Below are 13,780 nucleotides of genomic sequence, written 5' to 3'. Positions count from 1 at the left end.
CGCCGCCCCCGAGTGCGCCCGGAGACTGCAGGGGCATCTCATGGCGGCACTGGTTTCACCGTGCCGGGGGACTCTTACCAACCTGATTTGTCTGTGCGGGCGTGCCCAGCAGGACTGGACGGCCGACTACCGGTTGTATTCGCGTGACCGGGTGAAGCCGGCGGGGCTTTTCCGCACGGTCCTCCATGAGCTTGAGGTAAACCTGCCGGCGCTTACCCCGTTGGTGGCCGCCATCGATGACACCCTGGTACGCAAAACCGGGGTCAAGATCGACGGCGTCGGCTGGAAACGCGATCCGCTCGGCCCCGCGTTCCAAACCAACCTGGTGCGCGGCCAGCGCTATGTGCAACTCTCTGCGGCCTGGCCTGGTTCCGACGGACACGCCCGGATGATTCCGGTGGATTTCACCCACGCGCCGACGCCGCCAAAGCCGGGTAAAAAAGCCACTACCGACGAGGTTCAGCAGTACACGGAGAAGAAAAAACAGCAGCGGCTTAATGTCGTCGCGCTCGCCCGCATCCAGCAGCTTCGCCAGGCGCTGCCAGACACGCGCAAACTGGTGGTCGCCGGCGATGGCAGTTACACCAATGCGGTCGTACTCAAGGGCCTGCCCGCCAAGACCGTTTATATCGGCCGGATCCGCCGGGACGCCGTGCTCAACGCCCTGCCTGGACCACCCGCGGCCACCGGTCGCCCGCCGGTCTATGGCGCGCCGGTCCAGACCCCGGAAGAGCTGCGCACCGACGACACCGTGGCCTGGCAAAGCGTCGAGGCTTATGCGGCCGGAAAAAAGCACACCTTTAAAATCAAGACCCTCGGGCCGGTGCTGTGGCGTAAAGCCGGGGCGACGCTCCCGTTGCAAGTCATGGTGATCGCCCCGGTGGGCTACCGATTGCGCGCAGGCTCGAAGCTGCTCTATCGCCAGCCTGCCTTCTTGGTTTGCACCGACCCGGATATGCCCGTGGGTGACCAACTCCAGTATTACCTCTGGCGTTGGGGCATCGAGGGAAACTTCCGGGATGAGAAAACCCTGATCGGCACCGGCCAGGCACAACTGCGCACCGCCGCCTCCAACCGCAACCAACCCGCCGCCACCGTCGCCGCCTATGCGCTGTTGTTAATCGCCGCCCTGCTCTTCGGCGATCCTGCGGGGCAAACCCCTGATCCGCCGCCGCATCTTCGCCCGCCCAAATGGCGCACGCACTCTTCGGGCGCCTCGCCTGCGACCAGTTCCACGGGGGACCTCTTGCGCACCCTGCGCAGCGAATGCTGGGCCGACCAGATCGCCCCAGAGAGTTTCTCCGACTTCACGTCGACCGACCCTCCCTCCACGAACTCATCAAAAGCGCCACCCTTCTTGGCTGAAGCACTCTTCCGCGCTGCGTAACCGGGCCTCCGGCCGCTTCGCATCCACCTGCTTTTGGGGCCAAACTCCAGTGCCGCCGAAGGCGGCCCTGGAGTTTGGCCTCTGACTAGTTGGCCCGGAGAAGGCCGTAGAGATAAATGGGGCGTCGGGCCCATGGGAAAAAGCGTGGCCATGAACGATGGTGTCGGACCATGAGCACCACCACCAAAGTTCAGCGCATCATCCGCAAAAACAGTGAGCAGTGGTATGTGACATTACCCGCTTCCATCGCCCAGACGATGGGGTTCGCCAAGTCGGAGGCCGTCGAGTGGACCGTCACCGACGCGCATCATTTGGTCCTCTCACGCAGTCTGGTCGCGCCCGTTATGCCGGTCACGCCCGAGCTGGTGGACGTAGGCGTTAAAAAAAAGTCCAGTTGGGTTTATCCGATCGGCTGGGACGACTTATGAAACGGGCTTGTGCTGCGGCTTGCGCCGCCCCCGAGTGCGCCCGGAGACTGCAGGGGCATCTCATGGCGGCACTGGTTTCACCGTGCCGGGGGACTCTTACCAACCTGATTTGTCTGTGCGGGCGTGCCCAGCAGGACTGGACGGCCGACTACCGGTTGTATTCGCGTGACCGGGTGAAGCCGGCGGGGCTTTTCCGCACGGTCCTCCATGAGCTTGAGGTAAACCTGCCGGCGCTTACCCCGTTGGTGGCCGCCATCGATGACACCCTGGTACGCAAAACCGGGGTCAAGATCGACGGCGTCGGCTGGAAACGCGATCCGCTCGGCCCCGCGTTCCAAACCAACCTGGTGCGCGGCCAGCGCTATGTGCAACTCTCTGCGGCCTGGCCTGGTTCCGACGGACACGCCCGGATGATTCCGGTGGATTTCACCCACGCGCCGACGCCGCCAAAGCCGGGTAAAAAAGCCACTACCGACGAGGTTCAGCAGTACACGGAGAAGAAAAAACAGCAGCGGCTTAATGTCGTCGCGCTCGCCCGCATCCAGCAGCTTCGCCAGGCGCTGCCAGACACGCGCAAACTGGTGGTCGCCGGCGATGGCAGTTACACCAATGCGGTCGTACTCAAGGGCCTGCCCGCCAAGACCGTTTATATCGGCCGGATCCGCCGGGACGCCGTGCTCAACGCCCTGCCTGGACCACCCGCGGCCACCGGTCGCCCGCCGGTCTATGGCGCGCCGGTCCAGACCCCGGAAGAGCTGCGCACCGACGACACCGTGGCCTGGCAAAGCGTCGAGGCTTATGCGGCCGGAAAAAAGCACACCTTTAAAATCAAGACCCTCGGGCCGGTGCTGTGGCGTAAAGCCGGGGCGACGCTCCCGTTGCAAGTCATGGTGATCGCCCCGGTGGGCTACCGATTGCGCGCAGGCTCGAAGCTGCTCTATCGCCAGCCTGCCTTCTTGGTTTGCACCGACCCGGATATGCCCGTGGGTGACCAACTCCAGTATTACCTCTGGCGTTGGGGCATCGAGGGAAACTTCCGGGATGAGAAAACCCTGATCGGCACCGGCCAGGCACAACTGCGCACCGCCGCCTCCAACCGCAACCAACCCGCCGCCACCGTCGCCGCCTATGCGCTGTTGTTAATCGCCGCCCTGCTCTTCGGCGATCCTGCGGGGCAAACCCCTGATCCGCCGCCGCATCTTCGCCCGCCCAAATGGCGCACGCACTCTTCGGGCGCCTCGCCTGCGACCAGTTCCACGGGGGACCTCTTGCGCACCCTGCGCAGCGAATGCTGGGCCGACCAGATCGCCCCAGAGAGTTTCTCCGACTTCACGTCGACCGACCCTCCCTCCACGAACTCATCAAAAGCGCCACCCTTCTTGGCTGAAGCACTCTTCCGCGCTGCGTAACCGGGCCTCCGGCCGCTTCGCATCCACCTGCTTTTGGGGCCAAACTCCAGTGCCGCCGAAGGCGGCCGGTTTGGCTCTCGCCCGCTTTTGGCTCGTGCGCCCTTGTCGGTCGTCGGCTCCGGTGTCGTTGAACGACCACCGGCACCCACCGGCACCCGCCGGGCTCAGCGTTTAGGACTCTTTGCAGCCGCCTGGAGTCGCTGGCTTTCACCGGTAAACTCCAGGATGACCGCATGATGCACCAGCCGGTCTACGGCGGCCATGGTGGTCATCGGATCTTTGAAGATCTGATCCCATTGGCTGAACACCAGGTTCGAGGTGATCACCACCGTGCGCTTTTCGTAGCGTTCAGCCAGGAAGGTGAAGAGCACGTCGGTCTCCTCCCGGCCCTGTGGGACGTAGCCGAGGTCATCAAGGATGACCGCGTCGTAGTGGGCCAGCTTGGCCAGCGCCGAGGGCAACCGCAGGTCGCGCTTGGCCACCAGCAACTGCCCGACCAGTTTGAAGGTCGGCATAAACAAGACCTTCAGCTGGTGTCGCTGGATCCATTCGCGTCCGAGCGCGGCGGCCAGGTGACTTTTGCCGCGGCCGGGCAGACCGAAGCACAGCAGGTTGTCGCCACGGCGCACCAGTTCACCGTCGAGCAAGCTGGGCAGTTGTCGGCGTACCTTTTCGGGCAACCGCGCTTCGTCGAGGGTGCCGAGGGTCTTGCCGCCGGGTAGGCCCGATTCTTTGAGGAGGCGCTCGATGCGGCCGCGCAACCGCTCGCCCGCCTCCGTCTCCAGCAAGTAGAGCAGGAAGCGGCGGTAGCCCCAGTTCTCGGCCTCGGCCCGGGCGAGCGCCCCGGCGTGTTCGCGGGCCATCGTCGGCAGCTTGAGCGCGCGCAAGAGGATCGGCAGCGCATCGGTAGGGTCGGTGCTCATGCGGCCACCTCCCCGCTCAGCAGCCGGTCGTAGGCCCCGAGCTCGGGCGCCAGCACCGGCATCGAGGGGGCTGGCACCACGGTGGCGCGCAGCCTCGGCTCCACCCAGTCCGGGGTCGGCAGTTCGCCGCTTCGCAGGGCCACACCGATGACCGCGCAGACCTCGTTTTCGCCGTGCGCGGCAGCCAGGACCAGCAGAGCGAGGTAATGGCGGTCCGCCCAGCCCGTCGTGTTGGCGGGCGCCGCGCTGAGTAGGGCATCGTAGGCCTGGCGTAGCGCCGTGCCGGGGAACAGTTCCTCGCGGTACTTGTAGCCAGCAAAGGCCCCGGGTTTGCGCACCAGCGAGGCGATCACGTGGCGGTAGTCGATTCGCGCGCCGCCGTGGCTCGAGCGTGGGCAACGCAGCACCTCCTCGCGCTCGAAGCGCACCACCACGGTTTGCTCATCGAGTTCGACTCCGACCATCGAGCCGATCAGCTGCGAGGGCACCGAGTAGGCGTGGTTTTTAACCCGGATCGTACTAAAACTCGACACCCGTACGGCGCTCTCCTCGGCCTGCGGATAACGGGTTGCGGGCAACGCTCGCAGGGTGGCGCTTTCCTCGGTAAAGCGCACCGTGCGCTGGAGATTGGCGCCCCTGCAAACGTTGGCCACGAAGGCCGCGTAATCGGCCACGCTGGCAAAATCGCGCGAGCCACGCAGCGCCAGGTGACTTTTGAGCCGCCGCTTCAAGTGCCCGTTGGCCGACTCGATGTCGCCGTTTTCCTGCGGACAGGCCTTGTTGATCGTGCGCGGCTTGAGCCCCAGGTGGGCGCACAGGGCGAGGTACTCGGTGTTAAACCCCCGGGCCGCCTCGCCACGTTTGAGCTGATGGGTGGCGGTGGAACTCTGGTCGGTTTGGAGCCCCACCGGCACCCCGCCGAAGGCCCACAGGGCGTCCTGCAACCCGACCTTGAGCGAGAGCAGCGACTCCGACTGGCACGGCACCGCCCACTGCACGTTGCTAAACGGGAGAACAGCGTGGCAGAGCAAGTGGTTGAAAACCTCGCCCGCCACCGTGACCCCGAGCTCGGCGGCGTGGGTCCAGTCGACCTGGACAAACTCGCCGGGGTTAAGCACCTGCGGAAAAAAGACCTCCTTGGGCGGACCGTGATGGCGGCGCCACGCCTGCACTCGGCGCTGGAACGTGCGCAGGGCGCGCGCGGGCAAGCTGACGTGTTCGGGCCCGAGTTTGGCCAGCAGATGCGAGAAGAGCGCCTTGGCTTCCAACTCGGGAGTTCCTTCGAGGAACCGCTTGGCCTCGGGCCAGAGCTCGGTCACCGGATCGGCCCGGCGCGAACTGCGTGGCTCTGTGGGTTTACGCGGGCCGTGGCCCTGTTTGATGTACTTGGTGGCCGTATGCCGGTGCATGCCCGCCTTCATGGCTGCCTTCCGCACGTTGGGCGGGTCTTTTTGAGTCTTCATTAGTCGCTGATACTGGTGCTCGGTAATCATTGGGCCTGCTTAAGGCCCCGAGCCTCTCCTCAGCGCAGACCAGCGCCGTTCTAATCACCGACTTCCGTGTCGATTTTTGATTGTCGCTGATGTCGACGTTTGGTTGTCGTTCGACACACAGGGTTTTAGAAATCGGTATGTACCAATAACGAATAATTTCAACATGCCATCTTTCCCTGTTGATGCGACAACTCCGCTATCGGAACTATCCCACTTACGACTGTCTTCAACGCTCACAAACAGAGTGTTAATATCCGGTTTAATTTGAATATCACCGGGGACTTTCACAATTGCCACTTTTGTGGTTATGGAATTGGCGCTCTCAGCTGCTTGAATAACAATGTCTTGGAGGTAAGAGGCGCCATCCGTCTTCCACAGTTCCACACGGGTATAGCCGAATTCACTTTGCCCAGTCCATGCCATCAAAGGTCCAGTTTGCCGAACTTTCGGGTTAGTGGCACGGGTGTAAATTGCGATGCTCGTAACGGTAAGTAGGACGACTACGCCCAAAGTTATCAATGCAGGCCAATAATAGGGCAATTTCCTGATTTCATCTAATGGTGTCATAATGACACCCATTGAGATGCGGTCTTTGTTATGGTCAAGGTGTCACTTTGGCACCGAAACACAAAATTCCAGCAACTCGCAGAGGGCATAATATCATTGGCCTTCGAATTCGCGCTGCGCGTGAAAGACTCGATCCTGCGGTAAGCCAGCGCGAATTTGCTGCTCGGTTAGCTGTTCGTGGTCTCGATCTTGATCGACCGACCGTAACCCGAATCGAAAACGGAAAACGCTTTCTTCGTGACTACGAAATCAAAGCGATTGCCGGTGTCCTAAAAGTCAGTGTCGCGTGGCTATTCGGTGAGTAACACAAGCAGGCCTGCAAGTTGCTTGACGCTCATTAACCGCAGCTGCCTGCTCGGTTGTCCCAGTAACCCACTTATCTCCGCAAAGGTGTATGGGAAACGTATCGGTCCAAGATGCGCATCTGTAATTTTAGCCAGTGAGGTGCTTCCAGAGTGCAAATCGCCTTAAAAATCTTGGGCAGGAGAATCTGGTCAACTTATGCTTCATGCGGGTGGCAATGCATTGTTCACCCAACAGTGCTAGTCGTTCGAGGTAATTGAAAAACCGCGAACAAAACGATCCATTGAATTATCCAGCAGGGACGTTTTATTTATCCCAAACTCGGGCTTATTGAATTATCCGAGCCTAATTCCGCCCCTAGGAACGAGGTGACGTCTTGAATTATCCGTCACCAGTTAGGCTCGGCGGAGGTACGACCTCCGTGTCGTCCGTGTTCGAGAAGTAGCGCAGACTTCCAGTCTGCTCCGGCAAGCGCCCAAGGCAGACAGGGAAGTCTGCGCTACTTTTTTCGGCCGCCCGAGCTAGGCCACACGGAGGTGGACCCTCCCTCGGCTCGTTTTCGAGGCGCGACCCATCGGCGTCGCGCCTTTTTGTGGCCTCACCGTTGGACCTCCCATTCGTCCCGTTGTAACCTCCGATGTCTTCGCCTGCCATGAACCCGCCTCTTACGATTTGGTGTAACGCCGCGCTCTCCACCCCCGCAGAACAACGCCTCGCCTTCGGGCTTGCCGAACACCGGCTGGTTTTCGCCCAAAAGCGCTCCGCTTCTGTGCTCGTCGCCGGCCCCTCCGACGCCGGGTTTTTGGAGGCCGATGTGGTGCTGGGTCAGCCCGACGCGGGCGATTGTCTGCGGAACCCAAAAGTCCGCTGGCTGGCGGTGACTAGCGCGGGTTACGGTCGCTACGACACCCCCGATTTTTTGGAATCCTTTCGCGCCCGAGGTTCGGTGTTCACCAGCAGTTCGAGCGTCTTTGCCGAGCCCTGCGCCCAACACGTACTCGGGATGATGCTCGCCCTCGGCCGTCAACTGCTCGCCTCGCACGCCGAGCAACTCGGGGAGCGCCGCTGGCAGTTTTTCGAGCGTCGCGCAGCCTCGGTGCTGCTCAACGGCCAGACCGTTCTCCTGCTTGGTTACGGCACGATCGCGCGGCGGTTAACCGAACTGCTCGCCCCCTTCGGGATGAAAATTTACGCCGTGCGCCGTAAAACCCACAGTGAGCGCGGCGTTCACGTCATCTCCGAAGAGCGCGTTTCTTCGGTGCTGGGCGAGGCCGACCATATCATCAACCTGCTGCCCGACAACGAGGCCACCGCCAACTATGTCAACGCCCGCCGACTGAGCGCGTGCAAGCCGGGGGCGCGGTTTTATAACATCGGGCGCGGCTCCACGGTGGACGAACGTGCGCTGGTGCAGGCGCTGGAAAACGGGCGGCTTGGGGCGGCTTATTTGGACGTTTTCGCCGAGGAGCCGCTGCCGCCGTCGAGCCCCTTGTGGACGGCGCCGAATTGTTTTCTCACGCCGCATACCGCCGGTGTACGCAGCGACCAGGACCAGGCTCTGGTAGCCCATTTTTTGAAAAACTTCGCCGCGTTTGTCGCGGGCGGTGCGGCGATGGCGGACCGAGTGGTGTGAAGGTAATTCAGGTTTAAGGTGAGCCGAATTGGCCGGGACGGCCAACGCTACACAGAATCCGGCGATGTAGGGTTGGCCGTCCCGGCCAATTCAGCGCACTTTCAAGACGAATTGTTGTAGTTTATTAGAGTAGATTGAGAAAGGGCTCGGTGGTGCCAGGGGTAACCTGCATCAAAAGCGCGAATGACGGTTCGTGCCGGGCCGAATCTCGTTAGGGTTTCGGGGTTGGGTGTGGGCGTTTGCAGCTTTGCGCGGAAGTTCCCTTCTTTTGGTTTGGCGCGGACGAATTCTGTCCCCACGGTTTACCTGTCGTTAGCATTTCGTTGAACCCCATTGATCGCTCGCCATGGCCGATGACTTTTTGAACCCCGTTTCCCCCTCTCGCCCCGCGCAGCTGACGATGGCTTTGGAGCTTGAGGCGGCGGAGAAGGAGTTTTCGGTAAAGGTGCATCTTGCCCGCGAGCTCACCGAGTCGGCGCTGTCGCGCAAAGCCCTGCAAGCGCTACTTGAGGATCAGAAGCGCGTGGAAGCGGCGTTGCGGGCCACCGAGCGGCGTTACCGTACACTGTTTGAAGGTGCCCCGGATCCGGTTTTTTTGCTCTCAATCGAGCCGGCGAATTCAGGCCGAATCCTGGATGTAAACGAGTCGGCGTGCCGGGTTTATGGATACAAGCGCGAGGAGCTGCTATCCATGCTTATTACGGATTTGAACACGGCAAAATCGGGCGCGACGGCGGCGGCGCGCATCAAGCGTATGTTGGCAGGCGACGGCTTGGCGTTTGAGTTCATTCACCGCCGCAAGAATCAGTCTGAGTTTCCGGTGGAGGTGAATGCCAGCTTGGTGGAGCTGGACGGGCGGGTGTGCATGCTGGCGTTTGGCCGTGACATCACTGCGCACAAACGCGCCGAGGCTGCACTCGCGTTAAAAGAAAACCGCTTCCGCGCGATCATCGAGGTGTCGCCGGTGCCGATGGTGCTCAACGACGACCGCGGCGTGATCACGTTCCTGAACCCGGCGTTCACCCAGATTTTTGGTTATTCGCGGGAGGAGATTCCCACGCTCGCGGAGTGGTGGACCAAGGCTTATCCCGATGCGGCATATCGCCATTGGGCGAGCGGTATTTGGCAGGTAGAGTTGGAGCGCTCAAAACGCTCCGGCACCCCGTTTACGCCGATGGAGTTCACCCTCACGTGTAGAAATGGGATGCGTAAGACGGTACTGGCCAATGCAGCGCCCAGTTCAGCGGCCTACGAGACCGATCATCTGGTGGTGTTGTACGACATCACTGACCGCAAAGAGGCTGAGGCGGCCTTGTGCGAGTCGGAGGCCCGTTGGCGTTTCGCCATGGATGGTTCCGGCGATGGCATGTGGGATTGGCGTGTCGATACCGGTATGGTGTTTTACTCCAAGCGGTGGAAATCGATGCTCGGTTACGCCGAGGATGAGTTGAGCAACATGGTCAAGGAGTGGGAGCAACTGGTGCATCCGGACGATTTGCCGCGGGCGCTGGACTCGGCGGCGGACCATTTTCGCGGCCAGTCCGAGCACCATGTCGTCGAGCAGCGCATGCGTTGCAAGGATGGTTCGTGGAAGTGGATTCTTGCGCGTGGGCGGGTGATTGAATGGTCCGCGCCGGGCAAACCACGGCGCATGATCGGCACCTACACCGATATCGATTTGGAGAAGCGTCGCGAGGAGACCCAGCAGGCGCTGGTGCGGCGGCTCGATTTGGTGATGCGTGCCTCGAACCTCGGGGTGTGGGAGTATGATTTGCAGACCGGTTACCTCGACTGGGACGATGCCATGCACTCGCTCTTCGGTTGGAGTCGTGAGGAGGCGGGTGGCTCTCTTGAGGCTTTTCGCAGTAGCGTCCATCCTGACGATCTGGCGCGCATGGACCAGACGATCGTGGACATGCGCGGCGGGCGGGTTTTTCAATCCTTCGAGTTTCGCATTATCCGCCGCTCCGACGGGGCATTGCGCACGATCGAGGGCAACGGGTACCTGTTGCGCGACGGGGATGGGTTGCCGCAGCGCTTGCTGGGCATGAACCGCGACATTACGGATAAAAAGGAGGCGGAGTTGAGTCGGCGGCAGTTGGAAATCCAGTTTGGGCAGGCGCAGAAGATGGAGACGCTCGGCACGCTGGCAGGAGGCATTGCGCATGACTTTAATAATTTGTTGGCCGGCATGATTGGATGCCTCGAACTGGCGCTGCCGTTGTTGCCCGAAGCGCATCCCGCGGGCGATTGGATGGGGCGGGCACGGGGCGCGGGTCTGCGTGCGCGCGATTTGGTCAAGCGCCTGATGTTGTTCTCGCGGCGCACTCCCAGCGTTGGGCGCAAATCAATGCAGATTAAGCAGTTAATGGATGAAACGCTGCCGATTCTAAACGCCAGCTTGCCGTCCTCGATCGTAATCCGCACCCAGAAAAACCCCGCATTGAGCGAAGTTTTGGGCGATTACGGCCAACTCCAGCAGGTTCTCATGAACCTGTGCTTGAATGCAGCCCACGCCATTGGGGCCAAACAAGGCCAGATCACGCTGGATGTACGTCCCGCCGAGGAATTGTCGGTCGATGGCCGGATGAATCCGGCGGGCGCACAGGTGTGTTTGTCGGTGGCCGATGATGGCTGCGGCATGGATCAGGAGACGCAGGCGCGAATCTTCGACCCATTTTTCACCACCAAACCCGAAGGCCAGGGAACGGGGCTGGGGCTGTCGATTGTGCACGGCATCGTGCATGATCATGGGGGGACGATTCGCCTGCGCAGTGCGCCCGGACAGGGGACCTGCTTCGAGGTTTATCTTCCGGTTATTCAGAAGACACCGGTGGTGGTTGAGTCGCCTTGCGCGCCGGTGGCGGTGTTGGCGGGGGGCGGCCGTAAGGTGTTGCTGGTCGATGACGAGGAAGTGCTGCGCACGTTTGTGGCCGCCGTGCTCACCATGGCCGGCTTCGAAGTCGTCGCGGCGGATAACGGGCTCAATGGCGCCGCTGTTTTCGCCGCCACCCCGGATGCGTTTTCGTTCGCTATCGTGGATCTCTCGATGCCCGGCCGCAACGGGTTCGAACTGATCGGGGATATGCGGGCGCTGCGCCCTGGTCTGCCGGTGATCTTGATGAGCGGTGACCACAACCGGTACGGAGGGGCAGGGGGGAACCTAGGCGCAGATAGCTATATTCGCCTATCTAAGCCATTTGCTATTGCTGAGTTGAATGCGGTAATTGCACCGCTTCTGGAGGCTAAACCCAGCCTCTTAGCGTAGACTTTGCGGAACACTCCGCACCGGTTGCCGTGAGATTGACTGAGTGAATTTGGTAGATTCCGATTGTTTTTATGGACACCCAATCATGGCTGCATCCGCGTGACGAACTGGTGGCAACGATGGATCGTATCTATCGCTACCACATGACGACGACCTCGGGAGGTAACCTCTCGATCCTTGATCCCGATGGGAGCATTTGGATCACCCCTTCCCGTGTAGATAAAGGCTCGCTGCGATCTACCGACATCGTGCGGGTCAAGGCGGATGGTTCCCGCGAGGGGCTGCACCCGCCTTCCTCGGAATTCCCCTTTCACCGGGAAATTTACCGTGTTCGCCCCGACATCAAGGCGATCGTGCACGCCCATCCCGGAGCTCTGGTGGCGTTCAGTATCGTACGCCGTTTGCCCGAGACTCGCGTGCAAACCCACGCCTACAACCTGTGCGGCAAGATCGCTTATGCGCCTTATGCCTGCCCAGGCAGTCAGGAACTAGGTGACAAAATCGCGGCTGCCTTTGCCGGGGGCGCGGACTGCGTGATGCTGGAAAACCACGGCGTGGTCATCGGTGGGCGGGATTTGGCTGAAGCGTTCCAGCGTTTTGAGACCCTAGAGTTCGTGGCGCAGACGGTGATCCGCGCGTCGGCGTTGGGCGAATTGCGCACGTTGCCCAATGACATGCTCACCGGCCATGCCGTGCCGGATTACACCCCATTGGTTTCGCAGGTGCCCACCAATCATGAAAAGGAGTTGCGCACCGAAGTGTGTGCGTTTGCCCAGCGCGCTTACCGCCAGAAGCTGATGATTAGCACCGCCGGAGCCATTTCGGCGCGGTTGGACGCGCAGCAGTTTGTGATCACACCGCGCCGCCGGGATCGGCTCGATTTGAATCCATCCAGCCTTGTTCGCGCGACCAAGGATTCGATGGAGATGGGTAAACGTGGCAGCCGCACAAGCCGTTTGCATGGCCTCATTTACGCGGCGAATCCAGAAATCGGAGTGATCATCAATGCCCAGCCGATGTGCGCCAGTGCGTTTTGTATGACCGATGTCGAGTTTAGTTCGCGCACCATCCCGGAGAGTTACTTGGTGCTCGGCGATGCCCCCAAGGTGCCCTTTGCCTGTGTGGTCAACGACGCCGAGGCGCTGGCTGCAAGGATGTCTCTTAAAAAATGTCCCGTTCTGCTGATTGAGAATGAAGGAGCGCTCATCGTGGGCCGTACCCTGCTGGAGGCGTTTGACCGGCTCGAAGTTCTGGAGGCCACCGCGGAAGCGCTGCAGTTGAGCCGACCGCTCGGGCCGTTGGTGCCAATGCCCGAGAGCGCCTTGGCAGAGCTCCGCAAGGCATTCGGAATGGACTGAGCCAGAGACTGGAACGCCCAAGGTGAATCCAGTGGATTGATCATGCGTGGTCTAGGTGAGGTAAATTACCAAAGAATGCAGCTTGCTTGCAGTCGTTAGTTTATGGAGGGACGACCTCCGTGTCGTCCGTGTTCGAGCCAGCCCACACGGAGGTGGGCCCTCCCTAGATCAGCGGCATGTAATCATGCCGCCAACCCCTCGTCGAATTAGCCTCATTTTGAGCGCGAATGAGGATCCGCAGCCGCCTCGGCTCAAGCGCAGGCAATGCCACTGCGTCCGTGGGCAATGCGGCCCGATTCGAAGAAGTCGCCCGGTACGGATTCAGGGCCAAACTCCGGGGCGCATTCTGCCAGGAGTTTACGTAAGTTTTCGCGGGCACGGGCGATGCGGCTTTTGACCGTGCCGACATTAATGCGCAGGGCCACCGCGATGTCCTCGTAGGGCAACTCGATGACGTTGCGCATGGTCAGGATCTCGCGGTGAGATGGTTCTAACTTGTCCATACACAGAGAAATCAGCGTTACGAATTCATGGGTGGCGGTTTCTTGGGCGGGATTGGCGTCGTCGGAGGCAATCATGTCGGCGAATGTGATGTTGGAGTCCTCGGACGGGGGGCGCTCCAGGGAGAGGGAGTCCTGCCTGCGGCGGCGGAAAAAGTACCAGTAGCGGTTGCGCGACAAGTTGAGCGCGATGCGATAAAGCCAGGTCGCCAGCGAGGAATCGCCGCGGAAGTTGGCCAGGCCGCGATGCGCGCGGATGAACGCGTCTTGGACGATTTCCTCGGCATCGGCGGCGTTGCGTAGCAGGTTGTGGGCGAGGCTGAAGAGGCGCGCGTGGTAGCGCTGCATGATCTCGATAAAGGCGGTCTCGTCGCCGGCGTTGAAGCGCTGGACAAGAAGTGAATCGTAAGCGGCCTCGGTTTTAGCCTCGGGCTTGGCGAGGGTGACCGTGCGACCTGAACGTGCGTGCTGAATCATGATTGGGCTCCGGTGAATGGGTTGGGATGGCGCT

Annotated in this window: 11 protein-coding genes; 7 read left to right on the top strand and 4 right to left on the bottom strand. The window is 61.2% G+C overall.

Annotated features, from left to right (window positions below; genetic code table 11):
- Positions 1 to 40 precede the first annotated feature (40 nt).
- The 3 genes from H2170_11330 (at position 41) to H2170_11320 (ending at position 3,224) form a co-directional block, all read left to right on the top strand.
- Positions 41 to 1,387 carry a transposase gene (locus H2170_11330; GenBank protein MCS6300671.1) on the top strand — a complete coding sequence of 449 codons (1,347 nt, stop codon included), beginning with the start codon at positions 41 to 43 and terminating at the stop codon, positions 1,385 to 1,387.
- 170 nt (positions 1,388 to 1,557) lie between these two features.
- Entirely contained in the window at positions 1,558 to 1,815 is a 258-nt protein-coding gene (locus tag H2170_11325; protein MCS6300670.1) for a hypothetical protein, read from the top strand.
- Between the two features lie 62 nt (positions 1,816 to 1,877).
- A complete protein-coding gene (locus H2170_11320) occupies positions 1,878 to 3,224 on the top strand; it encodes a transposase (GenBank protein MCS6300669.1) in 1,347 nt (448 codons plus the stop codon).
- Positions 3,225 to 3,388: 164 nt separating this feature from the next.
- Here H2170_11320 and H2170_11315 read toward each other — a convergent pair whose 3' ends face one another.
- From H2170_11315 to H2170_11305, 3 genes are all read right to left on the bottom strand, one after another.
- Positions 3,389 to 4,147: an ATP-binding protein gene (locus H2170_11315; protein MCS6300668.1), complete on the bottom strand. Its 759-nt coding sequence runs from the start codon at positions 4,145 to 4,147 to the stop codon at positions 3,389 to 3,391.
- Positions 4,144 to 5,610, bottom strand: coding sequence for an IS21 family transposase (locus H2170_11310; protein ID MCS6300667.1), 1,467 nt, complete (start codon positions 5,608 to 5,610; stop codon positions 4,144 to 4,146). Before H2170_11310 ends, H2170_11315 begins: the two co-directional genes overlap by 4 nt.
- An 84-nt stretch (positions 5,611 to 5,694) precedes the next feature.
- Positions 5,695 to 6,207: a hypothetical protein gene (locus tag H2170_11305; GenBank protein ID MCS6300666.1), complete on the bottom strand. Its 513-nt coding sequence runs from the start codon at positions 6,205 to 6,207 to the stop codon at positions 5,695 to 5,697.
- Positions 6,208 to 6,272: 65 nt separating this feature from the next.
- Between H2170_11305 and H2170_11300 the strand changes: the two genes are divergently transcribed.
- From H2170_11300 to H2170_11285, 4 genes are all read left to right on the top strand, one after another.
- Positions 6,273 to 6,512 carry a helix-turn-helix transcriptional regulator gene (locus tag H2170_11300; protein MCS6300665.1) on the top strand — a complete coding sequence of 80 codons (240 nt, stop codon included), beginning with the start codon at positions 6,273 to 6,275 and terminating at the stop codon, positions 6,510 to 6,512.
- Positions 6,513 to 7,162: 650 nt separating this feature from the next.
- On the top strand, positions 7,163 to 8,143 hold the full coding sequence (locus tag H2170_11295) for a D-2-hydroxyacid dehydrogenase (GenBank protein MCS6300664.1): 981 nt from the start codon (positions 7,163 to 7,165) through the stop codon (positions 8,141 to 8,143).
- Positions 8,144 to 8,489: 346 nt separating this feature from the next.
- The gene (locus tag H2170_11290; protein ID MCS6300663.1) at positions 8,490 to 11,411 is read left to right on the top strand and encodes a PAS domain S-box protein; all 2,922 of its coding nucleotides are present in this window, start codon (positions 8,490 to 8,492) and stop codon (positions 11,409 to 11,411) included.
- A gap of 71 nt (positions 11,412 to 11,482) precedes the next feature.
- Positions 11,483 to 12,769: a class II aldolase/adducin family protein gene (locus H2170_11285; GenBank protein MCS6300662.1), complete on the top strand. Its 1,287-nt coding sequence runs from the start codon at positions 11,483 to 11,485 to the stop codon at positions 12,767 to 12,769.
- Positions 12,770 to 13,020: 251 nt separating this feature from the next.
- Here H2170_11285 and H2170_11280 read toward each other — a convergent pair whose 3' ends face one another.
- Complete coding sequence (locus tag H2170_11280) at positions 13,021 to 13,746, bottom strand: sigma-70 family RNA polymerase sigma factor (GenBank protein ID MCS6300661.1); 726 nt, start codon at positions 13,744 to 13,746, stop codon at positions 13,021 to 13,023.
- Between the last annotated feature and the right edge of the window lie 34 nt (positions 13,747 to 13,780).

The organism is Opitutus sp. (assembly GCA_024998815.1).
Lineage (GTDB): Bacteria > Verrucomicrobiota > Verrucomicrobiia > Opitutales > Opitutaceae > Rariglobus.
The sequence above is the reverse complement of the archived record's forward strand: the minus strand, read 5'-3'. Positions and strand labels throughout refer to the sequence as shown.

Bases quoted from the DNA above. Each gene is read 5' to 3' on its own strand.
- H2170_11330 (MCS6300671.1), top strand. From the start codon at position 41: ATGGCGGCACTGGTTTCACCGTGCCGGGGGACTCTTACCAACCTGATT.
- H2170_11325 (MCS6300670.1), top strand. From the start codon at position 1,558: ATGAGCACCACCACCAAAGTTCAGCGCATCATCCGCAAAAACAGTGAG.
- H2170_11320 (MCS6300669.1), top strand. From the start codon at position 1,878: ATGGCGGCACTGGTTTCACCGTGCCGGGGGACTCTTACCAACCTGATT.
- H2170_11315 (MCS6300668.1), bottom strand. From the start codon at position 4,147: ATGAGCACCGACCCTACCGATGCGCTGCCGATCCTCTTGCGCGCGCTC.
- H2170_11310 (MCS6300667.1), bottom strand. From the start codon at position 5,610: ATGAAGACTCAAAAAGACCCGCCCAACGTGCGGAAGGCAGCCATGAAG.
- H2170_11305 (MCS6300666.1), bottom strand. From the start codon at position 6,207: ATGACACCATTAGATGAAATCAGGAAATTGCCCTATTATTGGCCTGCA.
- H2170_11295 (MCS6300664.1), top strand. From the start codon at position 7,163: ATGAACCCGCCTCTTACGATTTGGTGTAACGCCGCGCTCTCCACCCCC.
- H2170_11290 (MCS6300663.1), top strand. From the start codon at position 8,490: ATGGCCGATGACTTTTTGAACCCCGTTTCCCCCTCTCGCCCCGCGCAG.
- H2170_11285 (MCS6300662.1), top strand. From the start codon at position 11,483: ATGGACACCCAATCATGGCTGCATCCGCGTGACGAACTGGTGGCAACG.
- H2170_11280 (MCS6300661.1), bottom strand. From the start codon at position 13,746: ATGATTCAGCACGCACGTTCAGGTCGCACGGTCACCCTCGCCAAGCCC.